Here is a 25,790-nt window from a genome sequence, read left to right as displayed (position 1 = left end):
ACACATGGCGGAATAGTTCACTAGCAAGTCTTACTAACAGACCAATCCTTGATTTTTATAAAACGATAGACTCATAACAAGATCCTATTACAAATCCATCAACACTGCTTTTATTATAATGTGATATTTATTATAATACAATATGGCAGGAAAATTTTAACCAAGTGAAATGTCCTGAGGGGAACCGGGAAAAGCCTTTATAAGGCAATATCGGAAGGGGTAATCAGCATGTCTAAAAAAATTCATGAATTCAATGATATCATTCGAAAACTTCGCAAAGAATTGTTCGGAAAAGGGCCTGAGAGAATTCATACTGTATTTGTAGAAAACATGGCAGTTTCAACACTATACGGAAATCTGAGTGCAAGCGAGCAGTTTATCGCCCGCACGCCTGAAGGAAGAGAGATGGTACATGCGGCCCGGACAAGCCTAATTCAAGACCTTTATTCCAAACAAACACCGGAAGGAATGGAGGAACTCATGGGAGCTAAGCTAGTCCATTTGTTTTCTGATATTAAAATTGAGGAAAACATCGCTGTATCTGTATTTGTTTTTGACCGAAAAATAGATGAGCAAAAAGAAGTTCTGCAAAGCTAGTATATTTGTCATTGACACAAATTTGTCACATTTGATATGATGTTGCTACAGTTATAGAAGGCTAAAGCAATGGAATGTATGCACGAACTGTATATATTCTCTTTCAATATCTTCATACTGCTTGATATTGTTGTATGGGTATGCATACAAGTTAGGCAGCATTCAAACGCCTGGTTTGACACAGGTTATTTGAGTGCTGCCTTTTTTATTGCCTTTCTTGCATAACTGTGAAAAAAGAAGAAATAATGGAGGCGTTTAATTATGGCTTTTCGAAAACCGGATGAAATAGCGGAAGCAGCAATTGAAGCAGGGATGAAAAAAATAAAGCTTCCGCTGCCGTCACTGCTCGTGCTGGGGTTTTTAGGCGGTGCATTTATCGCGCTTGGGTATTTGCTTGATATCAGGGTAATCGGCGATCTTCCGAAAGAATGGGGGAGCCTGTCCAGTTTGATTGGAGCAGCAGTATTTCCAGTCGGCCTGATCCTTGTCGTACTCGCTGGCGCTGAACTGATCACAGGCAATATGATGTCAGTTGCGATGGCGTTATTTTCGAGAAAAATATCAGTAAAAGAGTTAGCGATTAACTGGGGAATCGTCACAATTATGAACTTAATCGGCGCATTGTTTGTTGCGTACTTTTTCGGGCATTTGGTTGGATTGACTGAAACAGGTCCTTATTTAGAAAAAACGATTGCCGTTGCCCAAGGAAAGCTCGATATGAGCTTTGGCAAGGTTCTCATTTCCGGCATCGGCTGTAACTGGCTTGTATGCCTTGCAGTGTGGCTTTCTTTCGGCGCCCAAGACGCAGCAGGAAAAATCCTTGGCATCTGGTTCCCAATCATGGCTTTTGTGGCTATCGGATTTCAGCACGTTGTCGCCAACATGTTTGTGATTCCTGCTGCCATTTTTGCAGGCTCATTCACGTGGGGGCAGTTCATCGGAAACATCATTCCAGCTTTTATCGGTAATGTCATCGGCGGAGCTGTATTTGTCGGTCTCATTTATTTTATTGCATATCATAAGAAAGACCGCTCCAGAAAAGAAATGAAGCAGGTGTCATGACCAACGGGCAAATCCATTCGATGATTTGCACAATTTCCGTCCATTTTTAGAAAAAGATGTTTACAAAATGGAATTTGATGGATATACTTACAAAGTAAGAAAAAAGCAAAGGAGGCTGAACCAAAATGACAATGAGACAACGACGTCAACCTGTACGTGATACACATGTAAAAGTTCATGGTTTATTCAGCCTGTGGAAGAGTTCGTGTCCTTCCTTAACCGATGCTTATCGCACGCATTAAATTCGGAATAGTCGGACATACGCAACTCCCCGCAGGCAGTAGAGGCATTGGTGTCTTCTTTTGTCTGCGGTTTTTATTTGCCCGCGGCAGAAGGGGTGTGCCGCGGGTTATTTCGCTTGATGCGGACTTTGAAAGGGGGTGAGCGATATGACGATTAATCTATTCTTTTTAACGTTAACGATAAAAAAAAGGTTTAAAAGCCTGGAAGAATTCGAACGAGAACAGCAGATTGAGCAGATTTATGATGAAATGAAAGAGTCTCAGTTAAAGCATCTTTATTTAACAAACTGGCGCTAAAAGCAACGAAAAAAACTGAAGGGGGAATGGCATATGCTTAGAATGGAATTATTGATGCATTATACAATGGAGAAGGACCAAGTTTAGCGATACGACTGTCAAGAAAATGCCTGCCTGCATACAATAAATCAACGTTACTGTGAGGCAGGTGATGGCATGATGAACGATTATCAAAAAAGGCTGCCGTCGATTGGCCATGGTTATGCGTCCATGCCGCATTCGTTCAAACATGGTTATGGAAATCCATTCCGACAGCAGAGGCTGATGGCAATGCAGCAGCAAAGGCTGTATGTATTCCCTTATCATTGGCATTAGAAAGAGGGCAGAAAACATTATGTTTTCTGCTTTTTTTGCGGAAAAAAATGAAAAAGTTTAGTTCTGTTGAAACATTTTTCAATACATTGCCGTCTAGTTGGTACCTTCCTTCACTTTTAGAAATGAAGATGATATTTATTTTTTTAAGATAATAAATAAACATAGGAAACCAAAAGCAGGTGTTTAAAATGCTAGAAAATAGACTCTATAAACGATCGGATTTTTGGAAATTATTTTCTCGGAAATATAAGCTAACCAAAACAATTGAGCATATGATGATTGACTCTATAGATATACAAGAAAATGACAGAATTTTAGAAATTGGAATTGGAAACGGCACTGTCTTTAAAAGCATAACCAAGAAACTAGAAAAGGGAAGCCTAAAAAGCATTGATCCTTCAAAACGAAAGGTAAGACAGATATCATGTGCGAATCGAAAGAACATGGGGAACGGGGAGGTTTTTCATGGCTATCCAGAGGACATTCCCTTTGATGACCGTACCTTTAATAAAGTCTTTTCTTTACATACGGTTCAAAGCTGCACCAATATTAGGCTTGCATTAAGAGAAATTTACAGGGTGCTTCAAATTGACGGCCGGTTTTATATCAGTATTGACACAAATACCGGTGAAAAAGAGAAAACGTATATTCAACTGCTGAAAGACCAGCATTTCAGGGATCTTTCTGTTATCAGGCGTGATTCCTGTCTATGTATTGTGGCTGTTAAATAAAAAATTTCTCGGGAAATATATCCAAGATCCTCGCATTAGGATTTGGGTATATTTTCTTAATTTTTTATTTTTTGCATATACTTTATATTAAAAAAAGTTTTTTTCATATAAACTTATAACAGAAGAAAGAACAAAGAGGTGATATCAGACAGGGCAGACATTCTTTGTGAACAAAAGGAATGAATATTCATTCCGTAAACGAATCGGAGGTTGTCAGATTACATGATATCCGCATCCAGCAGTAAATACGACATGATTATGAAAGCGTCGGTCTCACTTTTTACGGAAAGGGGTTTTGACGCTACCACTATTCCTATGATAGCTGAACGTGCTCATGTAGGGACAGGAACGATCTATCGTTATTTTGACAGCAAAGAAACACTCGTCAACGTACTGTTTCAAGAAAGCATCCAGCGATTTACGGAAAAACTGAAGCAAGACGTTTCAGAATTGCCTGTCAGAGAAGGCTTTCACCACGTATTTTGCTGTCTCGTTCAGTTTACGAAAGAGAGCGACTATGCGCTTTTTTTTCTTGAAACCAAAAAAGATGCTCATTACTTAAATCATACAAGCAAAAAAATGATAGAAAATCTGACTCAAATGCTTGATGACTATTTTAATAATGGAAAAGCGGAAGGCGTGATTCGCAGCCTGCCCTCTAATGTGTTAATTGCGATTGTATTAGGGGCGTTTCTCAAGATATATCAGCTCGTTCAAACAGGTGATATAGAGATGGACACTGATTTAATTACTGAATTGGAACAATGCTGCTGGGACGCCATTAAGCTTCATTCATCACAAAAATAAGGAAAGGGAGATGTTAATGAAACAGGCAAGCGCAATACCTCAGCCCAAAACATACGGACCTTTAAAAAATCTTCCGCATCTGGAAAAAGAACAGCTTTCTCAATCCTTATGGCGGATAGCTGATGAATTGGGACCGATTTTCCGTTTTGATTTTCCGGGAGTATCCAGTGTTTTTGTTTCGGGCCACAATTTTGTGGCTGAAGTGTGTGATGAAAAACGCTTCGACAAGAACCTTGGCAAAGGCTTGCAAAAGGTGCGTGAGTTCGGGGGAGATGGCTTATTTACAAGCTGGACGCACGAACCGAACTGGCAAAAAGCCCACCGCATTTTGCTGCCGAGTTTTAGTCAAAAAGCGATGAAAGGCTATCATTCTATGATGCTGGATATCGCAACCCAGCTGATTCAAAAGTGGAGCCGGTTAAACCCTAATGAAGAAATTGATGTAGCGGACGATATGACACGTCTGACGCTTGATACGATTGGGTTATGCGGGTTTAACTATCGATTCAACAGCTTTTACCGTGATTCACAGCATCCGTTTATCACCAGTATGCTCCGTGCCTTAAAAGAGGCGATGAATCAATCGAAAAGACTGGGTCTGCAAGATAAAATGATGGTGAAAACAAAGCTGCAGTTCCAAAAGGATATAGAAGTCATGAACTCCCTGGTCGATAGAATGATAGCGGAGCGAAAGGCGAATCCGGATGAAAACATCAAGGATCTCTTGTCTCTCATGCTTTATGCCAAAGATCCAGTAACCGGTGAAACGCTGGATGATGAAAACATAAGGTATCAAATCATCACATTTTTAATTGCTGGACATGAGACGACAAGCGGTTTGCTTTCCTTTGCGATTTACTGTCTGCTTACACATCCGGAAAAACTGAAAAAAGCTCAGGAGGAAGCGGATCGCGTGTTAACGGATGACACGCCTGAATATAAACAAATCCAGCAGCTCAAATACATTCGGATGGTTTTAAATGAAACCCTCAGACTGTATCCAACAGCTCCGGCTTTTTCTCTATATGCGAAGGAGGATACTGTTCTAGGCGGGGAATATCCGATCAGCAAAGGGCAGCCAGTCACTGTTTTAATTCCAAAACTGCACCGGGATCAAAACGCTTGGGGACCGGATGCGGAAGATTTCCGTCCGGAACGGTTTGAGGATCCTTCAAGTATCCCGCACCATGCGTATAAGCCGTTTGGAAACGGACAGCGCGCTTGTATTGGCATGCAGTTTGCTCTTCAAGAAGCGACAATGGTTCTCGGTCTTGTATTAAAGCATTTTGAATTGATAAACCATACTGGCTATGAACTAAAAATCAAAGAAGCATTAACGATCAAGCCGGATGATTTTAAAATTACTGTGAAACTGCGGAAAACAGCGGCAATCAATGTACAGAGAAAAGAACAGGCAGACATCAAAGCAGAAACAAAGCCAAAAGAAACCAAACCTAAACACGGCACACCTTTACTCGTTCTTTACGGTTCAAACCTTGGGACAGCTGAGGGAATAGCCGGTGAATTGGCTGCTCAAGGCCGCCAGATGGGCTTTACAGCTGAAACGGCTCCGCTTGATGATTATATCGGCAAGCTCCCTGAAGAAGGGGCAGTCGTCATTGTAACGGCTTCTTATAATGGGGCGCCGCCTGATAATGCTGCCGGCTTTGTAGAGTGGCTGAAAGAGCTTGAGGAAGGCCAATTGAAAGGTGTTTCCTATACGGTATTCGGCTGCGGAAACCGGAGCTGGGCCAGCACGTATCAGCGGATTCCCCGCCTGATTGATGACATGATGAAAGCAAAGGGGGCATCGCGTTTAACAGCGATTGGGGAAGGTGACGCCGCCGATGATTTTGAAAGCCACCGTGAGTCTTGGGAAAACCGCTTCTGGAAGGAAACGATGGACGCATTTGATATTAACGAAATAGCCCAGAAAGAAGACAGGCCTTCATTATCGATTACTTTTCTCAGTGAAGCGACGGAAACGCCGGTTGCTAAAGCATATGGCGCGTTTGAAGGGATTGTGTTAGAGAATCGAGAACTCCAGACAGCTGACAGCACGCGTTCAACCCGCCATATTGAATTGGAAATTCCGGCTGGTAAAACATATAAAGAAGGCGATCATATCGGAATCCTGCCGAAGAACAGCAGGGAGCTTGTTCAGCGGGTTCTCAGCCGATTCGGTTTGCAGTCCAATCATGTGATAAAAGTAAGCGGAAGCGCTCATATGTCTCATCTGCCGATGGATCGGCCGATCAAAGTAGTGGATTTATTGTCGTCCTATGTAGAGCTGCAGGAACCGGCATCAAGGCTTCAGCTTCGGGAGCTGGCCTCTTATACAGTCTGTCCGCCGCATCAAAAAGAGCTGGAACAGCTCGTTTCAGATGCTGGCATTTACAAAGAGCAGGTACTTGCAAAACGTCTTACCATGCTTGATTTTTTAGAGGATTATCCTGCCTGCGAAATGCCGTTTGAACGGTTTTTAGCACTTTTGCCATCACTAAAACCGAGATACTATTCCATTTCAAGCTCACCGAAAGTTCATGCAAATATCGTGAGCATGACGGTAGGAGTTGTGAAAGCCTCAGCATGGAGCGGCCGAGGTGAATACCGGGGTGTTGCCTCTAATTACTTAGCAGAATTGAATACAGGTGATGCAGCAGCCTGCTTCATTCGTACACCGCAGTCCGGATTCCAGATGCCGGATGAGCCTGAAACGCCTATGATTATGGTCGGGCCGGGCACAGGAATTGCGCCATTCAGGGGCTTTATTCAGGCAAGATCGGTTTTGAAGAAGGAAGGAAGCACCCTTGGTGAAGCACTTTTATACTTCGGCTGCCGCCGCCCGGACCATGACGACCTTTACAGAGAAGAGCTGGATCAAGCGGAACAGGACGGTTTGGTCACAATCCGCCGATGCTACTCGCGCGTCGAAAACGAACCAAAAGGATATGTCCAGCACTTGCTCAAGCAAGATACGCAGAAATTGATGACACTCATTGAAAAAGGGGCTCATATTTACGTATGCGGTGATGGATCGCAAATGGCTCCTGATGTAGAGAAAACTTTGCGATTGGCGTATGAAGCTGAAAAAGGAGCAAGCCAGGAAGAATCAGCTGAATGGCTGCAAAAGCTGCAAGATCAAAGACGTTATGTGAAAGACGTTTGGACAGGAATGTAAAATATAAAATCCCGCCAATCTGATTGGCGGGATTGCTTTGCATATGAGAAAACCGGCACGATAATGAAATCTACTGAAAAGGATGTTATAGGGAGTATCGCGCCGGCCTTATTATTCATATCGGCATGCAGAGGCAAAAGTTTAGTTCTTTTTACCTTATTTTTAAAAATAAATAGTCTAAAAGTCTTGTTTTTGATTTTCAACTCAGGCTTTTGGCATTTTGTTCTTTCTTATTCCTTAAGATCAGTCATCTGTTGAAGATTGATGCTTGAATTGCCGTTCCACATGTTTACGGTAATGAAGGTCATGAATCAGCCGAATGGTCGGCCTGATTAACAGCAGCAAGCTTCCGACCGCAAACAGCCATATCCCTGCCGACTTTAAACGGTCATAGAAAAAGAAAAAGCTTCCAACGAGGAACAAAGCACCGATGATAAAATCGTTTACTGTATAAAGAATCTTATATCGTTTTTTGAAAAAAAGCTCATATCGTTTCAGCTCTTTTTGGATGTCATGTTCTTCATTTCCTTTCATTATCATCCCTCCATTCAATTTTGGCTTACCCTTACGTAACCGGCATGTAAACATAAGGGCTGCCTTGCTGAAAGAAGACATAATCAACGATCAGAAACTAAAGTAAAAAAGTGATCCGTATAGGATCTCTTTTTTACGATTTCATCGCCTGAACAATAAGAGCAGTCAAAGCTTTTGCCCCTTTAGGAACCAAGTGAACACCATCAGGGGTAAAATATTCCGGATGCCGAAGGGCTTCTGTATGCCAGTCAACTAACGTAACATTTTGATGTGCGCTTGCCTGGTGCTGTAAAGATTCATTAACCTTGCTTTCCCATTGGCGGGGAACCCGTGTATTGACGAGATAAATATGGGCTTTTGAGAAAGATTGAAGCAGTTGTTCGATTTGGCTGTTTGTAAAGTAGCCATTGGTTCCAAGCTCAATGATGACAGCCTTGTTGGGCTGATTAAAAGACTTGTATTCCTTTGCGAGTTCCAAAGCTTGAGACATTTGTCTTCCCACCTTTCCATCAATCGTCACATTTGAAAGTGACTGATGCAGGTGTGAAGAAATATCAAGCATGACGGAATCGCCTATAGCTAACACTTCTTTCGCAGTGTCTGCGGGTTCTTTCGACTGTTGAGATTGCGTGTCTTTCTTTTTATGAGTCTCTTGCCCATTATTTTTATTTTCCTTTTGTCCTTGCTTGGAGCCTGGTGTTTTTTGTTCAGGATTGTGTTTTTTATCTGCTGCAGCATCCTTTTCATCCCCAGAAGCTTGGCTGGTGTCAGCATTTGTTTCTTGTGAGCTATAGGTCCATTTGGTAGGGTGCTTTTGCTCGCCGGCTAGCCCTGACAGCCCGCCTGCAAAAATAAGTATAGCGAAAATGATGAAACCAATTGACATTTTGCTGATGACAGATGTCGTTTTCCATTCCTTGATTCTATGTATAAAAACACGGCGGAAAAATGACCTAAATCCCTGTGTCCGTATCGGCTTCTCAATAAAATGGTAGGAAAGCTCGGCAAGTATACATGTCACAATGACCTTTAGCACGATATGCCAAAAAACAGGGTTTCCGATTTCTTGAACTGGCGTGCTTAACACAATAACAGGGTAGGGCCAAAGATAAATTCCGTAAGACCTCGTTCCAAGCCACCGAAGCGGCCTCCATGAAAGCAGATTGCCTAAAAAGCTGCTCGGATGGCAAACACATGCAATAAGGATTGCGGCAGTCACGCTAATGAATAGCATTCCGCCTCTGTAAAGAAAAGGCTCGTATTCATCTGTGAAATAGACACACAACACTAATATACAAAATGCCGAAAATTCAGTGGCGTGCAAAGTGTGCTTCAGTTTGCTAGGCAGCCTGTTGGAAGACAGCCTTTTCATCGGCCATACCAAAGCCAAGGCACATCCGATGAGAAGTTCAAACGAACGAGTGTCTGTGCCATAGTAAACGCGGCTCGGATCTCCGCCAGGTTCATACAGTACGCTCATCATCACGGCTGAACAAAGCGCAAGCAATGATATCACCGCAGCCAATCTGGCGCGGCTTTTCATTATGTACATTCCAACAACTAAGAACATCGGCCATATGATATAAAATTGTTCTTCAATCGCCAGCGACCAAAGGTTTTTTAGAGGTGATGGGGAACCGAAACTATCAAAATATGATAGCTTGTGAAAAATAAACCACCAATTGCTCATATAAAAGAGAGAAGAGATCGCATCTCCACGTACAGTGTGTAATAGTTCTCGATCAAACAATACGACCCACACAACAGTGGAAAAGATCATAAGGTAAGCCGCCGAATGCGGCGCACCCAAAAATCCCGAAAATCAAGATTGATATCATTTCCATATGCCGGTAATAGAATAGATGTAATCAAATATCCGGATAAAACAAAAAAGATATCAACTCCGATAAAACCACCGTTAGCCCAATTGAAATTTAGGTGATAAGTGATAACTGACAGGACGGCGAAAGCCCGAAGGCCATCAAGTCCAGGAATGTATCGATGATGCTGTGTCTTGTGATACATGGGTATTCCTCCAATAGTATGCAAATATTCTCGTTGTTTTTGGTAGCGAGGTTACGACCTCGAATAGAGAAGAGAGAAAACATCCATAATCTTAGATGGATGTTTTTATTTTATCGAATATAACGTTCTCCCACGAGCAAGTTTGAAATGACACGGGTTGGAATTGTAAACTCTGTAACGCCCATATAGCCGGGGGCGACTTCATATTCGTCAAATGAGATCACAAGTTTATGGTCTTCAGTAATGTAAAACGTCTGATCAGGAAGAATCGTTTTGAACGGTTCTGCATCTTCGTCAGTGAGCCAATATATTTTATTTGGATCTTCCTTCATTTGCTGTTTCATTTGTTCTTTGATGTTTTGACTGATGACTTTGATATAGCGCTCATCTTTGAATAAGCTTTTTAATGTAAGTAAAATATCATTCTTTTTGTCAATTGTAATATAACGGCTTTGTGTGTAGGAAGATGCTTGTGTTGTTTCAATATTGCGCCGGATAGAGAGTAAATCTGGCGTGTCTGTGACCGTCTCGTAATCACTGTAGATGCTGAGATGCCCTTTTTTGTTTTGGGATGTGGACTGTATAAACTCTTTATACAGCTGCTGGCTTTCTTTCAAGTATTTCTCGTTAATGCTGTTTTCAAGCTCTTTATTAGAAAGTCCGGACAAAGCAGGTGTTTTGACATCAATGCTTGATTGGTCTTTTTCCTCTTTGATTTCAATAAAGGTGATCGCTTTGACGATTTTGCCGATGACAGGGATCTTTGACATAGCCTGAGCGGCGTCCGGGTTGATATTAACAAGCGCAGTGAATAAAATAGCTGCAGCGATTGCTGCTGATGTCGGCCACATGACGATTCTTTTCTTTTTTGGTTCTTGCTGAAGGGCATTTTCAACAATGATATCCAATTCTTTAGGAATCTGAACATTTTTATATTCTTCTCTTAATTGCTGTAATCTCTTATCCATTAAGAAAGATCCTCCTTCGTCAACTGAATGCGCATCAGCTTCAATGCTCTGTATAGGCGCGTTTTGACGGTATTCGTGTTTTCTCCTGTAATTTCCGCAATTTCTTCTAATTTGAGGTCTTCAAAAAAACGTAAAATAATAACGGTTTTATAGCGGTACGGCAATTCGTCAAGCGCTTCATAGAGATCAGTATCCTTGTAATGGTCTTCCTTTCCTTTGCTTAAAAATTCTATCGTTTCGTCGTCCATCACTCTTATCTTTTTTTGTTTGCGCAAAAAATCAATGGCTGTCCGCACTAAAATTTTATAAAACCAGCTTTTTATCGTCTCAGGGTTCCTGACCGTTTCAACTGAGCTCAGCGCTTTTTTTATCGATTCCTGAACAATATCTAATGCGTCATCTTGATTTTTCACATAACTGAAAGCCAACCTGTAGAAATCTTGCTTATGGTCAGTTATGCATGTGACAAGCAACGCTTTTGTTGTTTGTTTTTTCTTCATTGCAATAAAGGGCTCCTTTTTGAATATACGTATATCGTAGGCTGTTACCTAGGATAGACGCGGCAGGCTGAAAAATAGTTTGCGCAGAATCACATTTTTTTAAAAGAGAGAAGTAAATCAGCATGGGGGGTTTATGCATAAAAAAACAAGGCTTGTTTTGTACAAGCCTTGTTTTTGGGGTAAGAGATGCCAAACATTATTCCAAATAATGTTTTTTGAAATCTGAGTGAATAGAAAATTTACGGCGCAACTGGATGAGATTTTTCCCGAAGCTCTCTTCTAATAGCTCTCTATGCTTTTTCAGAATTTCCATGAGGTACAGATCATGAATGATCACTTCAGTAATAGGCATGACTAAACCTACATGCATCGTCCATGCAGCACGGCTGTCATTGCCAAGTGAGACAATGCCCGCTACTACTTCTGAATCATCTCCGCTATAGACAAGCCACCGTCCGTCATACTCTTCTGTAATTTCACTGCTCATATCATGAAGGTAAACATTGGAAAAATCAGATACGATGTCTCCGTACGCAATAATGGTGACAATAACGCCTTGTTCTGCCGCCTGTTTTAGCTCTGATTCTATCTCCTCAAAGTCCTCTTTCCATATTTCTAAGAGGATTCTTTTTTTGGCAGATAAAATACAAGCCTTCACCTTTTCAAGAATTTCACTGCGGCCGGTGATATTCCAGATGTTTTCCCGGTCATTAGCAGTCTGCTCGAACTTTTCAAAATATTTCTCAGCCTGATCAAAATGCTCTTCCGCTTTGAGCCGGCGGTTTTTAATCAGTTCTTTTGCGGGGACTGGAACATACTGAGGTGTATTTCCATGACTGACAAAAACATCTCCCCTTATGACAAGGCTTTCCAAGACTTCATAAATTTTAGAACGGGGCACTCCGGATTTTTTGGCAACGGCATAGCCTGTTAAAGGTGATTCTTGCAATAATGCCAAATACGCTTTCGATTCATATTCTGTAAAATTGAGGTTTTTTAAAATGTCTAACATATTTTCTTTCATATATCCTCCAATATAAAGAGCAATCGCTGCCTTAGTAATCGCTATTTTAACAAACCATATTGATTTATTCCAAATGCATTGATACACTTTTATAAGTAGTTACTTTTGTAGTCACTATATGATTGAGGGGATTTTTAAAGGGGGAGAGAACAATGCACAGCTTACTCGCATACATACCGATCGCTGCCATGATGGTTATCATGCCGGGGGCAGATACGATGCTTGTGATGAAAAATACGCTTAGGTATGGTCCGAAAGCCGGCCGTTATAACATTCTCGGATTGGCGACAGGACTTTCCTTTTGGACGGTGATTGCCATTTTAGGATTATCAGTGGTAATCGCAAAGTCAGTGATTCTTTTCACAACGATCAAATATTTGGGAGCGGCATACTTAATTTATTTAGGTGTAAAAAGCTTTTTTGCTAAAAGTATGTTTTCGTTAGATGACATGCAATCCCAAGCAAAAAATATGGCAAGTTCTCCGAAACGTTATTATAAAACTTCCTTTATGCAAGGATCACTCAGTAACATTCTCAATCCTAAAACTGTTTTGGTGTATGTTACAATCATGCCCCAATTTATCAATTTGAACGGAAATATAAACCAGCAGCTCATCATTTTAGCTTCAATCCTAACCTTATTAGCGGTGTTGTGGTTCCTGTTTCTTGTTTATATTATTGATTACGCAAAAAAATGGATGAAAAACTCGAAGTTCCAGAAAGTGTTTCAAAAAATTACCGGAATAATATTAGTAGGTTTCGGCATCAAAACTGGTTTGAGTTAACACTTAAATGAAGTGAATGAAATTTGAAACCAAAGTTTAATTTAGTGTTTGACACATATAAAAAGACAAGGGAGTGAGTATCCCTTGTCTTTTTTTTATTTCACCTTATGTCCTCTGCGGGTTTTGCACCTTATACAAAATAATCAATAAAACAAACCAGACCGGGGTGACAAACAAAGCAATACGTGTATCATTCGCCAGTGCCAATATGACAAGAATGAACGCGAGAAATGCAAGTGTTAAATAGTTGGATAATGGGTAAAAAGGCATTTTAAATTTGTTTGCTTTCGCTTCATGCTGCCTTGTTTTTCGATATTTCAAATGGCAAATCACCGTGATGCCCCAAATAAAAATGAAGCATATTGTAGAAACACTTGTAATCAGTGTGAAGACTTGCTCGGGCATTAAATAATTCAGACTAACGCCAATCAGAATGGCGATGGATGAAAAGAACAGCGCATTGCTTGGCACGTTAGAATAAGTTAATTTCTTTAATAGTCCAGGTGCGTGATGATCCTTTGCAAGTGAATAGACCATTCGGCTTGTGCTGAATAAAGCGCTATTTGCAGCTGAGGCGGCTGATGTTAATACAACAAAATTGATCAAACTGGCAGCCACAACGATGCCTACTGCAGAGAAGACCTGAACAAATGGGCTTTCGTTTGGGTTCAACACATTCCAAGGATAGATACACATAATCACGAAAAGTGCGCCAACATAAAAAAGTAAAATCCGGACAGGGATTTGATTGATGGCTTTAGGGATCACTTTTTGGGGATTTTCTGTTTCACCTGCTGTCAGTCCAACAAGTTCAATACCCACGAAAGCGAAGACGACCATTTGGAACGATAGGATAAACCCATGCCATCCATTTGGGAACATGCCGCCGTGGCTCCAAAGGTTGGTGAGGCTGGCAGGGCCGGAAGCTGCGGAAAAACCTTTCGCAATCAGGAAAATACCAGTTACGATCAGAGCCAGTATGGCAATAACTTTGATCAATGCAAACCAAAATTCTAATTCTCCGAAAAGTTTAACGGTGGCAAGGTTCATGATCAGCAGGATAATAAGCGCAAGAAGACCCGGCAGCCATTGAGGCACATCGGGAAGCCAATATTGCGTATAAATGCCGACCGCCGTTAAATCAGCCATCGCGAGGGAAATCCAACAGAACCAGTAGGTCCACCCAGTGATAAATGCTGCCATGTTTCCTAAATAGTCCCTTACAAAATCAACAAAAGAGTGGTATCCCGCATTTGATAAGAGCAGTTCTCCGAGCGAACGCATAATGAAAAAGCAAAATACGCCGGTGATCAAGTAAGCAAATAAAATGGATGGTCCTGCAAAATGGATGGATTTACCTGAACCTAAAAATAAACCTGTACCGATTGCACCTCCAATCGCCATTAATTGTATATGCCTGTTTTTAAGGCCTCTAGACAATTTCTGTTGCTGGCCAAAATTGTCTTTGCTAGAATTGCCTATCAATTTTATTTTCCTCCAGTAATAAAAAGATGAGTAAAGTTTTATCGGATATTATAACATTTAAAAGAATAGATACTTTTATTTTTAAATTTTAAAACTATTTTAAGTGCTGTTACATGTCTTGTGGCTCTATTTTCACTCGTGATTCTACCTGAATAGCAGAGTAAAACAGGAAAGTCATTTGGACAATCTGACAGGCTAGTTTTAATCGGTAACGATTTGTATAATTGCATACCCACTATGTTTGAGGCCTACAGGGGGGATCAAATCGAGAGAATCGGAGATAAAGTTTTTAAGCTTACAGATTCCTTAACTTTGCAAAAATGACGAAGTTTTGCAAATTGTAATACTGTGGCGGTCACATAGAGTGCCCGTCTTTTTAGTTGTGAGCGAACTTAAGGGGTTATATTTGGGTAATTTGTCATGATCTATAAGATTCATTTTTTGTCATTGATGATTTTGACATCATTACATTCCCCGAGAATGATAAACTGTTTACTGATTATTACTTTTGAAGGGGACTGGCCCTCGAGAACTGAGCATCTATCATACTAATATGAGATGCAAATGATTCAACATGTAAATATATACGCATAAAAGCCAGTTTTGTCAATCTGCTATAGAGACCTTTTTAAACGTGTATCAGCAGATAATCTCAACGCGGACTATAAAGTTTCGAAATATTCTTGTTAATGGCTTATCTAATAAGGACAAAGGATGATAGACGTGAGAAGAATAGATAAAATATACCATCAGCTCAAGCATAATTTTCATGATTCAACCTTAGATCATCTTTTAAAAATACAAGGGAATTCAGCAAAGGAGATTGCCGAGCAGCTGAAAATGGAGCGGTCCAATGTCAGCTTTGAATTGAACAATCTCGTCCGGTCCAAAAAGGTCATCAAAATTAAAACGTTTCCTGTAAGATACATCCCAGTCGAGATAGCAGAAAAATTATTCAACAAGAAATGGGATACAGAGATGATGGAAGTGAAAGACCTTCAGGCGTTTTCCGGAAATTCAAAGCAAAATCATCAACACATTTCCACGAATCCCCTAGAGCTTATGATAGGGGCAAAAGGGAGTTTGAAGAAAGCGATCTCCCAGGCAAAAGCAGCTGTCTTTTATCCGCCGACCGGTCTGCATATGCTCCTCCTAGGGCCGACTGGTTCCGGTAAATCCCTTTTTGCGAACCGAATTTACCAGTTTGCCATTTACTCTGACATATTGAAGGCCGGCGCACCATTTATTACATTTAACTGTGCAGACTACTACAACAACCCTCAATTATTGCTTTCTCAATTATTCGGACACAAAAAAGGTTCATTTACAGGTGCTGCCGAGGATAAGGCGGGTTTAGTCGAACAGGCCAATGGGGGCATTCTTTTTATGGATGAAATCCACCGTCTCCCTCCCGAGGGACAAGAAATGCTGTTTTATTTTATTGACAGCGGTTCTTATAACAGGCTTGGAGAATCTGAACATAAACGAACATCGAACGTATTGTTTATTTGTGCGACTACAGAAAATCCGAGTTCTGCACTATTGAAAACGTTTTTGCGAAGAATCCCAATGACCATTCATATTCCTTCGCTTGAAGAACGATCGCTTAAAGAAAGAGTGGATCTGACGACGTTTTTATTAGGGAAAGAAGCAGAGCGAATTAAGAAGAATCTGAGTGTGCATATCGATGTCTATAATGCGCTTATTCACTCTGCGAAATTTGGGAATGTCGGACAGCTGAAATCAAATGTCCAGTTAGTTTGCGCACACGGATTTTTGCATAACCTTGACAGAAATGAAGTTATTGAACTGACTGTTCGCGATCTGCCTGATGAAATCAAGCAAGAATGGATGTCCAGCAGCAAAAACATGCAAAGAAGCAAAGCCATTTCTGAATATGTCAATATTACAACGATTATCTCTCCGATTGTAGAAGATGAAACAACAAAAATTGACGAAGACCTCTCATTTAACTTATATCATTTGATTGAGGAAAAAGTGAAAACGCTTATGAAAGAAGGTTTATCCAAAAAGGATATTAACCAATACATCTTGACTGATGTCCATTTGCATGTCAGACGTTTTTTTCATCATCAAGCTTTTCAAAAAGACAGCCTGCTGACATTCGTTGAAGATGACGTGATTCAAATGACAAAACAGTTAAAAGAAATAGCTGAACATGAGATGGATTGCACATTTGACCGTAAGTTTATTTATTTCTTGAGTATGCATATTGACGCATTTTTAAAGCGAGGAAAGCAAATTGATGTTTTGAATACACAGGAGACGGATGAAATTCGTGATACTCATGTGAAAGAATATCGGGTGGCGATGATTTTTAAAGATAAAATTCAGGAATATTTTAAAGTGGCTATTCCTGAAATAGAAGTCATCTACTTAACGATGTTAATCCATTCCATCAAATCGTTAAAGGAGAACAAAAGAGTCGGTATTATCGTGGCTGCTCATGGAAACAGCACGGCGAGTTCAATGGTTGAAGTCGCGACAGAACTGCTAGGGAGCACGCCGATTGCAGCAGTCGATATGCCGCTTTCTGTTTCACCTTCGGACATTCTTGAATGCGTAGCAGAAAAAATGAAACAGGTTGATGAAGGTGAAGGTGTTTTAATGCTGGTAGACATGGGGTCGCTTGCAATGCTGGAAAGCAGGCTGGAGGAAAAGACAGGCATTTCCATTAAAACGATCAGCAATGTTACGACTTCAATGGTGCTGGATGCTGTCAGAAAGGTCAACTATTTGAATTTAAATTTGCATGCGATCTATCAATCGGTCACGAAGGATTTTATCGAGTTGTGGGAGCGTCAGCCAGCGGCATCCGGCAAAAAGAAGGCATTGGTATCCATCTGCACGACGGGCAGCGGAACGGCCAAAAAGCTGGAAGACATTCTAACCACGATCGTAAACAAGGCCTCCGATACCCCGATTCACATATTGACCGTATCATCGATTAAGCTGGCCAACAGCATAAAAGAAATCGAAAAAGAGTATGAAATCCTTGCGACAGTCGGAACGAAAGACCCTAAAATCAATGCTCCGCATGTATCTTTAGAAGTGTTAATTGAAGGGGAGGGAGAGAAGCTGATTCAACAGGCGATTACAAAAGGAAGCATCCCCTTGAGCAATGGATTGAACGAAGCAAATATTATTGTCAGGGAGCTTTGCGAGGATAGCCTGAAAAAATACCTTGTGTTCTTGAATCCTCATCATGTGATCGAAATGTTATTGGAGTGGCTGCAAACCGTTCAAGATGAGCTGGGGGTCATTTTCAATAATGCGGTTTTGATCAAAGTCATTATGCACACGGCTTTCGCCTTTGAAAGGGTAATTAAGCAGAATCCGATCGCTTTCTCAGAGGAAGAAGAGATCAATGATCAGCTGAAGGAAATGGTGTACGTGACAGAGCGAACATTAGCCCCTTATGAAGAAAAGCTCGGACTTCGCATAAGTGATGATGAAAAATTATTTATAGCCGCCATATTTGCTGAAGAAGTGCATGGCCAGCTGTTTTAAAAACAGTTTTTTCATATGAACCTGTATTAAATGGAACACCATTTTAATACAGGTTTATTTTTTTCGTTTTAAGTGTTTCAACAACAAATTGCTATTGGCTGAAATAACAATGAAAACGCTTAACCCACCTGTGTTGGCACGATCCTTGCATTATATTTGGATGTACAAAACAGGAAAGGAGCAATAGATATGATTTCAGTTATTATCAGCGGTCATGGAGATTTTCCCATAGCATTAAAAGAGTCTTCAGGGATGATATTCGGTGAAGAAAATAACCTGATTGCAGTGCCGTTTTTTAAAGGGGAAGGAATACAAACGCTGCAAGAAAAATATCATCAGGCGCTCAAGGATATCCCGGAAGAACATGAAGTGCTTTTTTTAGTCGATATTTTTGGAGGGACGCCATATAACGCGGCAGCTTCCTTTATTGCTGAGGATCAAAGAATGGATATGGCAGCCGGCGTAAACCTGCCGATTCTGCTGGAGGTATTAAGCCAGAGAGAACATCTGGCTCTCAAAGATTTGCTGAACAACTTAAAAGCAATGAGTCAGCAAAGCTTTCAAGTGTGCAGTGAACATTTAGAAAAAGTAAAAACAGCCAATCAAGATACAAGAGAGGATGAATTATGATGAACATTGTGTTAGCAAGAATTGATGACCGCTTTATTCACGGCCAAATCCTGACAAGGTGGATAAAAGTCCATGCAGCCGACCGAATCATCGTTGTCTCCGACGATATTGCTCAGGACGAAATGAGAAAAACGCTGATCCTTTCTGTTGCGCCTTCAAATGTAAAGGCGAGTGCCGTCTCGGTTTCTAAAATGGCAAAAGCATTTCATAGTCCGCGCTACGAAGGGGTAACGGCAATGCTCTTGTTTGAAAATCCGTCTGATATTGTATCTCTTATAGAAGCAGGTGTACCGATCAAAACCGTAAACGTCGGGGGAATGCGTTTTGAAAATCATCGCAGGCAAATCACAAAATCAGTCAGTGTCACAGAACAAGATATAAAGGCATTTGAAACATTAAGTGACAAGGGCGTGAAACTGGAATTGAGGCAGCTGCCTTCAGATGCCAGTGAGGATTTTGTACAGATTTTACGGAACGTAACAAAATAATCAAGGGGATGAGAATATGTCTTCATTACAAATTATTTTGTTGTTAATCATTGCAGCAATCACCGGAATCGCAAGTGTATTGGATGAAGGGCAGACACACCGGCCGCTAGTGGCCTGTACGTTGGTTGGCTTGGTGCTCGGGGACTTAAAAACGGGAATTATTCTTGGAGGCACACTGGAGCTGATGGCGCTCGGCTGGATGAACGTCGGGCTTGCCATGGCACCTGATACAGCGATCGCCTCTGTCATCTCAACCATTTTAGTTATTACCGCTGATCAAGGAATTGGCGAAGGGATTGCTGTCGCTGTTGCTTTAGCAGCTGCGGGTCAGGCGCTGACGATTTTTGTTCGGACGATCACTGTCTTTTTCATCCACCGCGCTGATCAATATGCAAAAGCGGGAAATATAAAAGGAATTGAAATTATGCATATTACCGCGATGGTGTTTCAAGCTTTGCGCGTCATGATTCCTACATTGATTGTTGCTTTAATTAGTGTCAGCGCTGTTCAGGCGTTCCTGGGAAATATTCCTGATGTCATTACAAAAGGACTGCAAATAGGCGGAGGCATTATTGTGGTTGTCGGGTATGCCATGGTGATCAATATGATGAATATTCCTTATTTAAAGCCATTTTTCTATATTGGTTTCTTATTAGCGGCGTTTACCGATTTTAACTTAGTGGGATTTGGAGCCCTTGGTCTCTGTCTAGCGCTTTTATACCAGCAGGTGATGCAAAAACAAAGCGCTCACGGAGCAGTCGCGGCCGCATCAGACAGTGGCAGTGTTGCTGTTTATGATGACGATGATGATGATCTTGATGCCTAAACGATGAGGGGGGAAGAAAAAATGGAGAAAGAAAAACGATTAACGAAGAAAGAAATTTTCAGCATGTTTATTCGTTCAAATTTTTTACTCGGTTCCTTTAACTTCGAACGTGTGCAGGCAATGGGATATTGTTATGTCATGATACCGGCGATCAAAAAATTGTACGGTCCCGGAGCGAAAAGAAACGAAGCCTTGCAGCGGCATTTGGAATGGTTTAATACACATCCGTGGCTGACAGCGCCTATATTTGGCGTGACGGCAGCCATGGAAGAAGAAATGGCGAACAATAAAGGAATTGACGGAAAAGCGATAAGCGGAATGAAAATTGGTTTGATGGGACCAATAGCGGGCGTAGGCGACCCAATTTTTTGGGGAACGATTCGTCCTGTCTTAGCTGCGCTAGGAGCCTCCCTTGCTTTAGGAGGAAACATTGCCGGCCCTTTGCTATTCTTTTTCTTGCTGAATGCCATAAGATTAAGCACAAAATATTACGGATTAAAGTATGGCTATGTGAAAGGAATGGAGATTCTTCAGGATTTAGCGGGGAATCGCATTCAAAAGCTTACAGAGGGCGCTTCGATTCTCGGATTATTTGTTATGGGGGCTCTCGTGTCCAAATGGACCACCATCAACATTCCAATCGTTGTATCCAGGATTAAGGATGAAAGCGGAAAAGTAGATGTTCAAACTGTACAAAATGTGTTAGACAGCATTATGCCGGGTGCGCTGCCTCTCGGATTAACGTTATTGGTGGCATGGATGCTTCGCAAAGGGGTGAATCCTCTTCTCATTATTTGCGGCATCTTTGTCATCGGGATTCTCGGGTATTGGGCTGGATTCTTAGCATAAGGTGTGTGAAGGAAAAAGAGAGAAACTGCAGCAGTCTTTTCATATATAAATCATTCGGATAACAGCGAAACAGAGGAGAATTGCCAGAAACGGACCAGCTTGCGCAGCAGTCTCTCTTGAAAGTGTTCAAACATGAAGAGAGGAGCGAAGGAACAAATGAAAAAGAGACTTATTCAAGTCATGATCATGTTCACCCTGCTGTTGACTATGGCATTTTCGGTAGATGCAGCCGATTCAAGCTACTATGATGAGGATTACCGTCCTCAATACCACTTCACACCGGAGGCAAACTGGATGAATGACCCAAACGGAATGGTATATTATGCCGGGGAATATCACTTGTTCTATCAATACCATCCATACGGGCTTCAGTGGGGGCCCATGCATTGGGGGCATGCCGTCAGCAAAGATTTGGTTACATGGGAACACCTTCCTGTTGCGCTTTATCCGGATGAAAAAGGCACGATCTTTTCTGGAAGCGCAGTTGTAGATAAAAATAACACAAGCGGTTTTCAAACAGGCAAAGAGAAGCCGCTTGTGGCCATTTATACACAGGATCGGGAAGGCCATCAAGTGCAAAGTATTGCCTATAGCAACGACAAAGGAAGAACATGGACGAAATACGCTGGCAACCCTGTCATTCCAAACCCGGGTAAAAAAGATTTTCGCGATCCAAAAGTCTTTTGGTATGAGAAAGAAAAAAAGTGGGTGATGGTGCTTGCGGCCGGTGACCGAATCCTCATTTATACATCAAAAAATCTGAAGCAGTGGACGTATGCAAGTGAATTTGGACAGGATCAAGGAAGCCACGGGGGAGTATGGGAATGCCCGGATTTATTTGAGCTTCCGGTAGACGGCAATCCGAATCGAAAAAAATGGGTCATGCAGGTCAGTGTCGGAAACGGAGCGGTCTCGGGAGGATCAGGCATGCAATATTTTGTAGGGGACTTTGATGGAACTCATTTTAAAAATGAAAACCCGCCAAACAAAGTTCTCTGGACGGATTACGGCAGAGACTTTTATGCGGCTGTATCCTGGTCTGATATTCCATCCACAGACAGCCGCCGGCTATGGTTAGGGTGGATGAGCAATTGGCAATATGCGAATGATGTTCCGACATCCCCATGGAGAAGTGCAACGTCCATTCCAAGAGAGTTAAAATTGAAAGCGTTTACCGAAGGGGTTAGAGTGGTCCAAACACCGGTGAAAGAGCTGGAAACCATTCGCGGAACCTCTAAGAAGTGGAAGAATCTGACCATATCGCCTGCAAGTCATAATGTGTTAGCGGGGCAATCTGGAGATGCCTATGAAATAAATGCAGAATTTAAAGTAAGCCCTGGTTCAGCTGCTGAATTTGGTTTTAAGGTCCGAACAGGTGAAAATCAATTTACGAAGGTCGGCTATGACCGAAGGAACGCCAAATTGTTCGTTGACCGGAGCGAGTCAGGCAACGACACCTTTAATCCGGCCTTTAACATCGGAAAAGAGACAGCCCCATTGAAGCCGGTAAATGGGAAGGTTAAGATGCGCATTTTTGTTGACCGCTCCTCGGTTGAAGTATTTGGGAATGACGGAAAGCAGGTCATAACGGATATTATTCTCCCAGACCGATCAAGCAAAGGGCTTGAATTATATGCTGCAAATGGCGGTGTAAAGGTAAAATCTTTAACCATACACCCTTTAAAAAAGGTATGGGGAACGTCACCTTTTATGTCCAATATGACTGGCTGGACGACTGTAAATGGCACATGGGCCGACACAATTGAGGGGAAACAAGGGAGGTCGGACGGAGATTCCTTTATCTTGTCTTCAGCATCCGGGTCAGACTTCACTTATGAATCTGATATCACCATTAAGGATGGAAACGGAAGAGGGGCAGGAGCACTAATGTTTCGCTCTGACAAAGATGCCAAAAACGGTTACCTTGCCAATGTGGATACAAAGCATGATCTAGTGAAATTCTTTAAATTTGAGAACGGTGTTGCTTCTGTCATTGCTGAATACAAAACACCGATAGACGTTAATCAAAAGTATCATCTGAAAACAGAGGCCGAGGGCGATCGCTTTAAAATCTATTTAGATGATCGCCTTGTGATTGATGCAAATGATTCCGCATTTTCAGAAGGTCAATTTGGCTTGAATGTGTGGGACGCGACTGCTGTCTTTCAGAATGTAACGAAGGAGTCTTAATGTTAAAAAAGGCACAGACCTGAACAGTCTGTGCCTTCTCGTTTTATTTTAACAAATTTAATGATTCGCGGTTAAATGCTTCCAAATCATCAGGTGTTCTGCTTGTGACAATGTTGTGGCTGACGACTACTTCTGCATCTTTGTAGTTTGCACCGGCATTGATTAAATCTTTGCGGATGCTGCGGTAGCCTGTGATATCTTTGCCTTTTAGAAGATCCGTATCAATCAGTACTTGCGGGCCGTGGCAAATTGCGAAAACAGGTTTTTTGTTTTCGACAAATGCTTTTGCGAATTCACCCGGACGGTCATCTGCACGAAGCAAATCCGGAGAGAATCCTCCAGGAATTAGAAGTGCATCAAAGTCACTTGCATCCACATCAGAGATGGCTTTGTCAATCTTTACTTTCTCGCCATGTTTACCGGTGACTTCTTTGCCGGCTTCCAAATCGATAGCCACAACACTGTAGCCAGCTTCTTCGTATGCTTTTACCGGACTTGTATATTCGATGTCTTCGAATTGGTCTGTAACAAGAACTGCAATTTTTTTGCTCATAAAAAACCCTCCTAATAACTCTCTATTCATAGAATAACAGGAAGATTGACCGGCCTTCAAAATATTTGCTTAACGAGATCGTTTTTCGTGAGTTTCATTATAAGCGGTTCAGCCCATATAAGGATTAACCTATTACAATGTGGAAATATCAATCACAAATCGATAACGGACATCGCTTCGGAGGATACGTTCGTATGCTTCGTCCACTTGGTCAGCTCCGATGACTTCGATTTTAGGTTCGATGCCATGCTCAGCTGCGAAATCCAGCATCTCTTGAGTTTCTTGAATTCCGCCGACTAGAGAACCTGCAATGCTGCGGCGCCCCATGATTAGGGAAAACACACTGTATGTGTCCGGCTTGGCAGGAGCTCCAACGTTTACAAGTGTCCCGTCTATACGAAGCATTGATAAATAGGCATCTACATCGAGATTTGCCGATACCGTATTTAAGATCACGTCAAAACGCCCGGCCAATGCAGTGAATGTAGCTGGGTCACTTGTTGCAAAGTAATGATTTGCACCGAGTTCCAGAGCTTCCTCTTTCTTATTCATGGAACGGCTCAGGACGGTTACCTCTGCACCCATCGCATGTGCAAATTGAATCGCCAAATGTCCAAGGCCACCCACGCCTACAATCGCAACTTTTTTACCAGGGCCAACATTCCAGTGTTTCAGCGGGGAATACGTGGTGATACCTGCACACAACAGCGGACTGGCAACATCCATTTCCAAACGATCTGGTATGCGAACAACAAATCTGTCAGTGACAACGATTTTTTGGCTGTACCCGCCATAAGTGGGGTTTCCGTCGTAGTCTACTGAGTTATACGTTTGAACAACACCCTTCGTGCAGAACTGTTCCTCTCCGTTTAGACAGTATTCGCATTCTCCGCATGAGTCAACAAAACAGCCGACACCAACGCGGTCCCCGACAGCAAACTTGGTGACTTCTGCTCCAACGGCTGTTACAACACCGGCTATTTCATGTCCTGGCACCATTGGGAAGATGCCACCGCCCCATTCATCAAAAGCACTATGAATGTCTGAATGGCAAATACCGCTGAATTTAATATCGATTAAGACATCGTGCGGCCGTAATTCTCTTCGCTCAATCGTCGTTTGTTCAAATTTGGCTTTTGCATGTGACACGCTTAATACACGGGTTTGATGTTGATTACACATACGAACCTATCCTTTCTTCATCATAAGTGTTGTAAATAAAAACATGCACTTATTTATGTTTTATGGTGTCTTCAACATAACGATAAACCTTAAAGTCTGCTTTAAGGCAAGGGTTTTTTTAAAAAACCATTTAAAATGAACCTGATTTATAAGCTGAGAAACAGTCAGTAATTAATGCAGAAACTGTAATCATGCTGCGATCCCGGGGTGAAAGTTCTTCTTCTCTTGCCCAAATGTCACCGAATAGAACATCATCATGAAGTTCAGCAAACTTTGGCGCAAATTCTCCTAATTGTTCTCTTCCGGCAGTGTGTTTATTTGCCATTCAGCAATCTCTCCAACTACACTGTTTTTAGTGCATGGAGAAGTATAGAGTTTAAAGTGTGTTTTAAGGCAAGTCCCGAATATATAAACCCAGATTCAGCAGCTAACCACTTGTTTTGAGCTTGACTTAAAGTTAACTTTAAGTGTTACCTTCACAACATACAGGATAGAGAGGTGAAGATCATGAATATTGCTCAGGTGGCAAAGCAGTTTGGCCTGACAGCCGCAACACTCCGATATTACGAACGTGTAGGATTAATCCCGCCTGTAAAACGAAAAGACAGCGGCATTCGCGACTATGATGAAGAAGATATCAAATGGATTGAATTCATTAAATGCATGCGAAATGCGGGACTATCGATAGAAGCGCTAATTGAATATACAACATTATTTACCGAAGGTGACCGTACGGTAGAAGCTCGAAAAAATATCCTGGCTGACGAACGACAGCGGCTGATAGAGAAGCGGAAAGAAATTGATGAAACAATTAAAAGATTAGACACAAAAATTAAAGATTATGATGGGAAATTGCGCGAAAACGAGGCAAAGCTCAAAAGCAGGCCTAAAACGGAAAGTCTTCACGGATCAGTGGAGCAAAGAAGGTAGCATTCTTTGCGTGTGAAGAGGGCAGGTCAAAAACGAAGGATTTTGTTTCTGGCCTGTT

Annotated in this window: 23 protein-coding genes and 3 pseudogenes; 16 read left to right on the top strand and 10 right to left on the bottom strand. The window is 41.7% G+C overall.

Going from position 1 to position 25,790, the window contains the following annotated elements:
* Window positions 1-228: 228 nt before the first annotated feature.
* The 7 genes from NSQ83_RS13860 to cypB all read left to right on the top strand — a co-directional run bounded on the left by NSQ83_RS13860 (window position 229) and on the right by cypB (window position 7,232).
* A complete protein-coding gene (locus NSQ83_RS13860; protein WP_003229814.1) occupies window positions 229-597 on the top strand; it encodes a DUF2294 domain-containing protein in 369 nt (122 codons plus the stop codon).
* A gap of 261 nt (window positions 598-858) precedes the next feature.
* Complete coding sequence (locus tag NSQ83_RS13855) at window positions 859-1,659, top strand: formate/nitrite transporter family protein (protein WP_024572080.1); 801 nt, start codon at window positions 859-861, stop codon at window positions 1,657-1,659.
* 389 nt (window positions 1,660-2,048) lie between these two features.
* A complete protein-coding gene (locus tag NSQ83_RS13850; RefSeq protein ID WP_004399102.1) occupies window positions 2,049-2,198 on the top strand; it encodes a YrzI family small protein in 150 nt (49 codons plus the stop codon).
* 156 nt (window positions 2,199-2,354) lie between these two features.
* Window positions 2,355-2,513 (top strand): hypothetical protein, encoded by a 159-nt coding sequence (locus NSQ83_RS13845; RefSeq protein WP_003229817.1) that lies wholly within the window; start codon window positions 2,355-2,357, stop codon window positions 2,511-2,513.
* Window positions 2,514-2,701: 188 nt separating this feature from the next.
* Window positions 2,702-3,244: a class I SAM-dependent methyltransferase gene (locus NSQ83_RS13840; RefSeq protein ID WP_198878602.1), complete on the top strand. Its 543-nt coding sequence runs from the start codon at window positions 2,702-2,704 to the stop codon at window positions 3,242-3,244.
* Window positions 3,245-3,466: 222 nt separating this feature from the next.
* Window positions 3,467-4,051: a transcriptional regulator FatR gene (gene fatR, locus NSQ83_RS13835; protein ID WP_198878706.1), complete on the top strand. Its 585-nt coding sequence runs from the start codon at window positions 3,467-3,469 to the stop codon at window positions 4,049-4,051.
* Window positions 4,052-4,067: 16 nt separating this feature from the next.
* Window positions 4,068-7,232 carry a bifunctional cytochrome P450/NADPH--P450 reductase CypB gene (gene cypB / locus NSQ83_RS13830; protein WP_198878603.1) on the top strand — a complete coding sequence of 1,055 codons (3,165 nt, stop codon included), beginning with the start codon at window positions 4,068-4,070 and terminating at the stop codon, window positions 7,230-7,232.
* Between the two features lie 243 nt (window positions 7,233-7,475).
* Here the strand turns inward: cypB and NSQ83_RS13825 are convergent, their stop codons facing one another.
* The 5 genes and pseudogenes from NSQ83_RS13825 to NSQ83_RS13805 all read right to left on the bottom strand — a co-directional run bounded on the left by NSQ83_RS13825 (window position 7,476) and on the right by NSQ83_RS13805 (window position 12,283).
* Window positions 7,476-7,766 (bottom strand): YrhK family protein, encoded by a 291-nt coding sequence (locus NSQ83_RS13825; RefSeq protein ID WP_147772298.1) that lies wholly within the window; start codon window positions 7,764-7,766, stop codon window positions 7,476-7,478.
* A 133-nt stretch (window positions 7,767-7,899) separates the two neighbouring features.
* Window positions 7,900-9,791: pseudogene (oatA, locus tag NSQ83_RS13820) on the bottom strand (peptidoglycan O-acetyltransferase OatA).
* Between the two features lie 110 nt (window positions 9,792-9,901).
* Window positions 9,902-10,759, bottom strand: coding sequence for an anti-sigma-V factor RsiV (gene rsiV / locus NSQ83_RS13815; protein ID WP_198878604.1), 858 nt, complete (start codon window positions 10,757-10,759; stop codon window positions 9,902-9,904).
* Entirely contained in the window at window positions 10,759-11,259 is a 501-nt protein-coding gene (gene sigV / locus NSQ83_RS13810) for an RNA polymerase sigma factor SigV (protein WP_198878605.1), read from the bottom strand. Before sigV ends, rsiV begins: the two co-directional genes overlap by 1 nt.
* Window positions 11,260-11,455: 196 nt before the next feature.
* Window positions 11,456-12,283: a TrmB family transcriptional regulator gene (locus NSQ83_RS13805; RefSeq protein ID WP_029727150.1), complete on the bottom strand. Its 828-nt coding sequence runs from the start codon at window positions 12,281-12,283 to the stop codon at window positions 11,456-11,458.
* 152 nt (window positions 12,284-12,435) lie between these two features.
* Between NSQ83_RS13805 and NSQ83_RS13800 the strand changes: the two genes are divergently transcribed.
* A complete protein-coding gene (locus NSQ83_RS13800; protein ID WP_014477480.1) occupies window positions 12,436-13,068 on the top strand; it encodes a LysE family transporter in 633 nt (210 codons plus the stop codon).
* Between the two features lie 95 nt (window positions 13,069-13,163).
* On the opposite strand, the pseudogene NSQ83_RS13795 reads toward NSQ83_RS13800, so the two are convergent.
* Together NSQ83_RS13795 and NSQ83_RS13790 are read right to left on the bottom strand one after the other, a co-directional pair.
* Window positions 13,164-14,553: pseudogene (locus tag NSQ83_RS13795) on the bottom strand (amino acid permease).
* Between the two features lie 38 nt (window positions 14,554-14,591).
* Window positions 14,592-14,731: pseudogene (locus tag NSQ83_RS13790) on the bottom strand (hypothetical protein).
* 545 nt (window positions 14,732-15,276) lie between these two features.
* Between NSQ83_RS13790 and levR the strand changes: the two are divergent.
* The 7 genes from levR (at window position 15,277) to sacC (ending at window position 23,067) form a co-directional block, all read left to right on the top strand.
* Complete coding sequence (levR, locus tag NSQ83_RS13785) at window positions 15,277-18,084, top strand: transcriptional regulator LevR (protein WP_198878607.1); 2,808 nt, start codon at window positions 15,277-15,279, stop codon at window positions 18,082-18,084.
* Between the two features lie 189 nt (window positions 18,085-18,273).
* Window positions 18,274-18,714 carry a PTS fructose transporter subunit IIA gene (gene levD, locus NSQ83_RS13780; protein WP_014480391.1) on the top strand — a complete coding sequence of 147 codons (441 nt, stop codon included), beginning with the start codon at window positions 18,274-18,276 and terminating at the stop codon, window positions 18,712-18,714.
* Window positions 18,714-19,202, top strand: coding sequence for a PTS fructose transporter subunit IIB (gene levE, locus NSQ83_RS13775; RefSeq protein ID WP_004399158.1), 489 nt, complete (start codon window positions 18,714-18,716; stop codon window positions 19,200-19,202). The genes levD and levE overlap by 1 nt, the downstream gene beginning before the upstream one ends.
* Before the next feature lie 16 nt (window positions 19,203-19,218).
* The gene (gene levF / locus NSQ83_RS13770) at window positions 19,219-20,028 is read left to right on the top strand and encodes a PTS fructose transporter subunit IIC (protein WP_003229833.1); all 810 of its coding nucleotides are present in this window, start codon (window positions 19,219-19,221) and stop codon (window positions 20,026-20,028) included.
* 21 nt (window positions 20,029-20,049) lie between these two features.
* Window positions 20,050-20,877: a PTS fructose transporter subunit IID gene (gene levG, locus NSQ83_RS13765; protein ID WP_003229834.1), complete on the top strand. Its 828-nt coding sequence runs from the start codon at window positions 20,050-20,052 to the stop codon at window positions 20,875-20,877.
* A gap of 80 nt (window positions 20,878-20,957) precedes the next feature.
* Window positions 20,958-21,125 (top strand): hypothetical protein, encoded by a 168-nt coding sequence (locus NSQ83_RS13760; protein WP_225722062.1) that lies wholly within the window; start codon window positions 20,958-20,960, stop codon window positions 21,123-21,125.
* Window positions 21,058-23,067, top strand: a complete 2,010-nt coding sequence (gene sacC, locus NSQ83_RS13755; protein WP_250629430.1) for a levanase — start codon at window positions 21,058-21,060, stop codon at window positions 23,065-23,067. The genes NSQ83_RS13760 and sacC overlap by 68 nt, the downstream gene beginning before the upstream one ends.
* A 43-nt stretch (window positions 23,068-23,110) precedes the next feature.
* Here the strand turns inward: sacC and yraA are convergent, their stop codons facing one another.
* From yraA to NSQ83_RS13740, 3 genes are all read right to left on the bottom strand, one after another.
* The gene (gene yraA, locus NSQ83_RS13750; protein WP_003229836.1) at window positions 23,111-23,620 is read right to left on the bottom strand and encodes a cysteine protease YraA; all 510 of its coding nucleotides are present in this window, start codon (window positions 23,618-23,620) and stop codon (window positions 23,111-23,113) included.
* Between the two features lie 132 nt (window positions 23,621-23,752).
* A complete protein-coding gene (gene adhA / locus NSQ83_RS13745) occupies window positions 23,753-24,802 on the bottom strand; it encodes a formaldehyde dehydrogenase AdhA (protein WP_042976666.1) in 1,050 nt (349 codons plus the stop codon).
* A 130-nt stretch (window positions 24,803-24,932) separates the two neighbouring features.
* The gene (locus tag NSQ83_RS13740; protein WP_174223079.1) at window positions 24,933-25,127 is read right to left on the bottom strand and encodes a carboxymuconolactone decarboxylase family protein; all 195 of its coding nucleotides are present in this window, start codon (window positions 25,125-25,127) and stop codon (window positions 24,933-24,935) included.
* Between the two features lie 182 nt (window positions 25,128-25,309).
* On the opposite strand from NSQ83_RS13740, the gene adhR reads away from it, so the two are divergent.
* Window positions 25,310-25,732 carry an aldehyde stress transcriptional regulator AdhR gene (adhR, locus tag NSQ83_RS13735; protein ID WP_004398725.1) on the top strand — a complete coding sequence of 141 codons (423 nt, stop codon included), beginning with the start codon at window positions 25,310-25,312 and terminating at the stop codon, window positions 25,730-25,732.
* Window positions 25,733-25,790: the final 58 nt, after the last annotated feature.

The organism is Bacillus sp. PS217 (genome assembly GCF_037963535.1).
Classification (GTDB): domain Bacteria; phylum Bacillota; class Bacilli; order Bacillales; family Bacillaceae; genus Bacillus; species Bacillus subtilis.
This window is presented reverse-complemented; position numbering and strand designations above follow the sequence as displayed.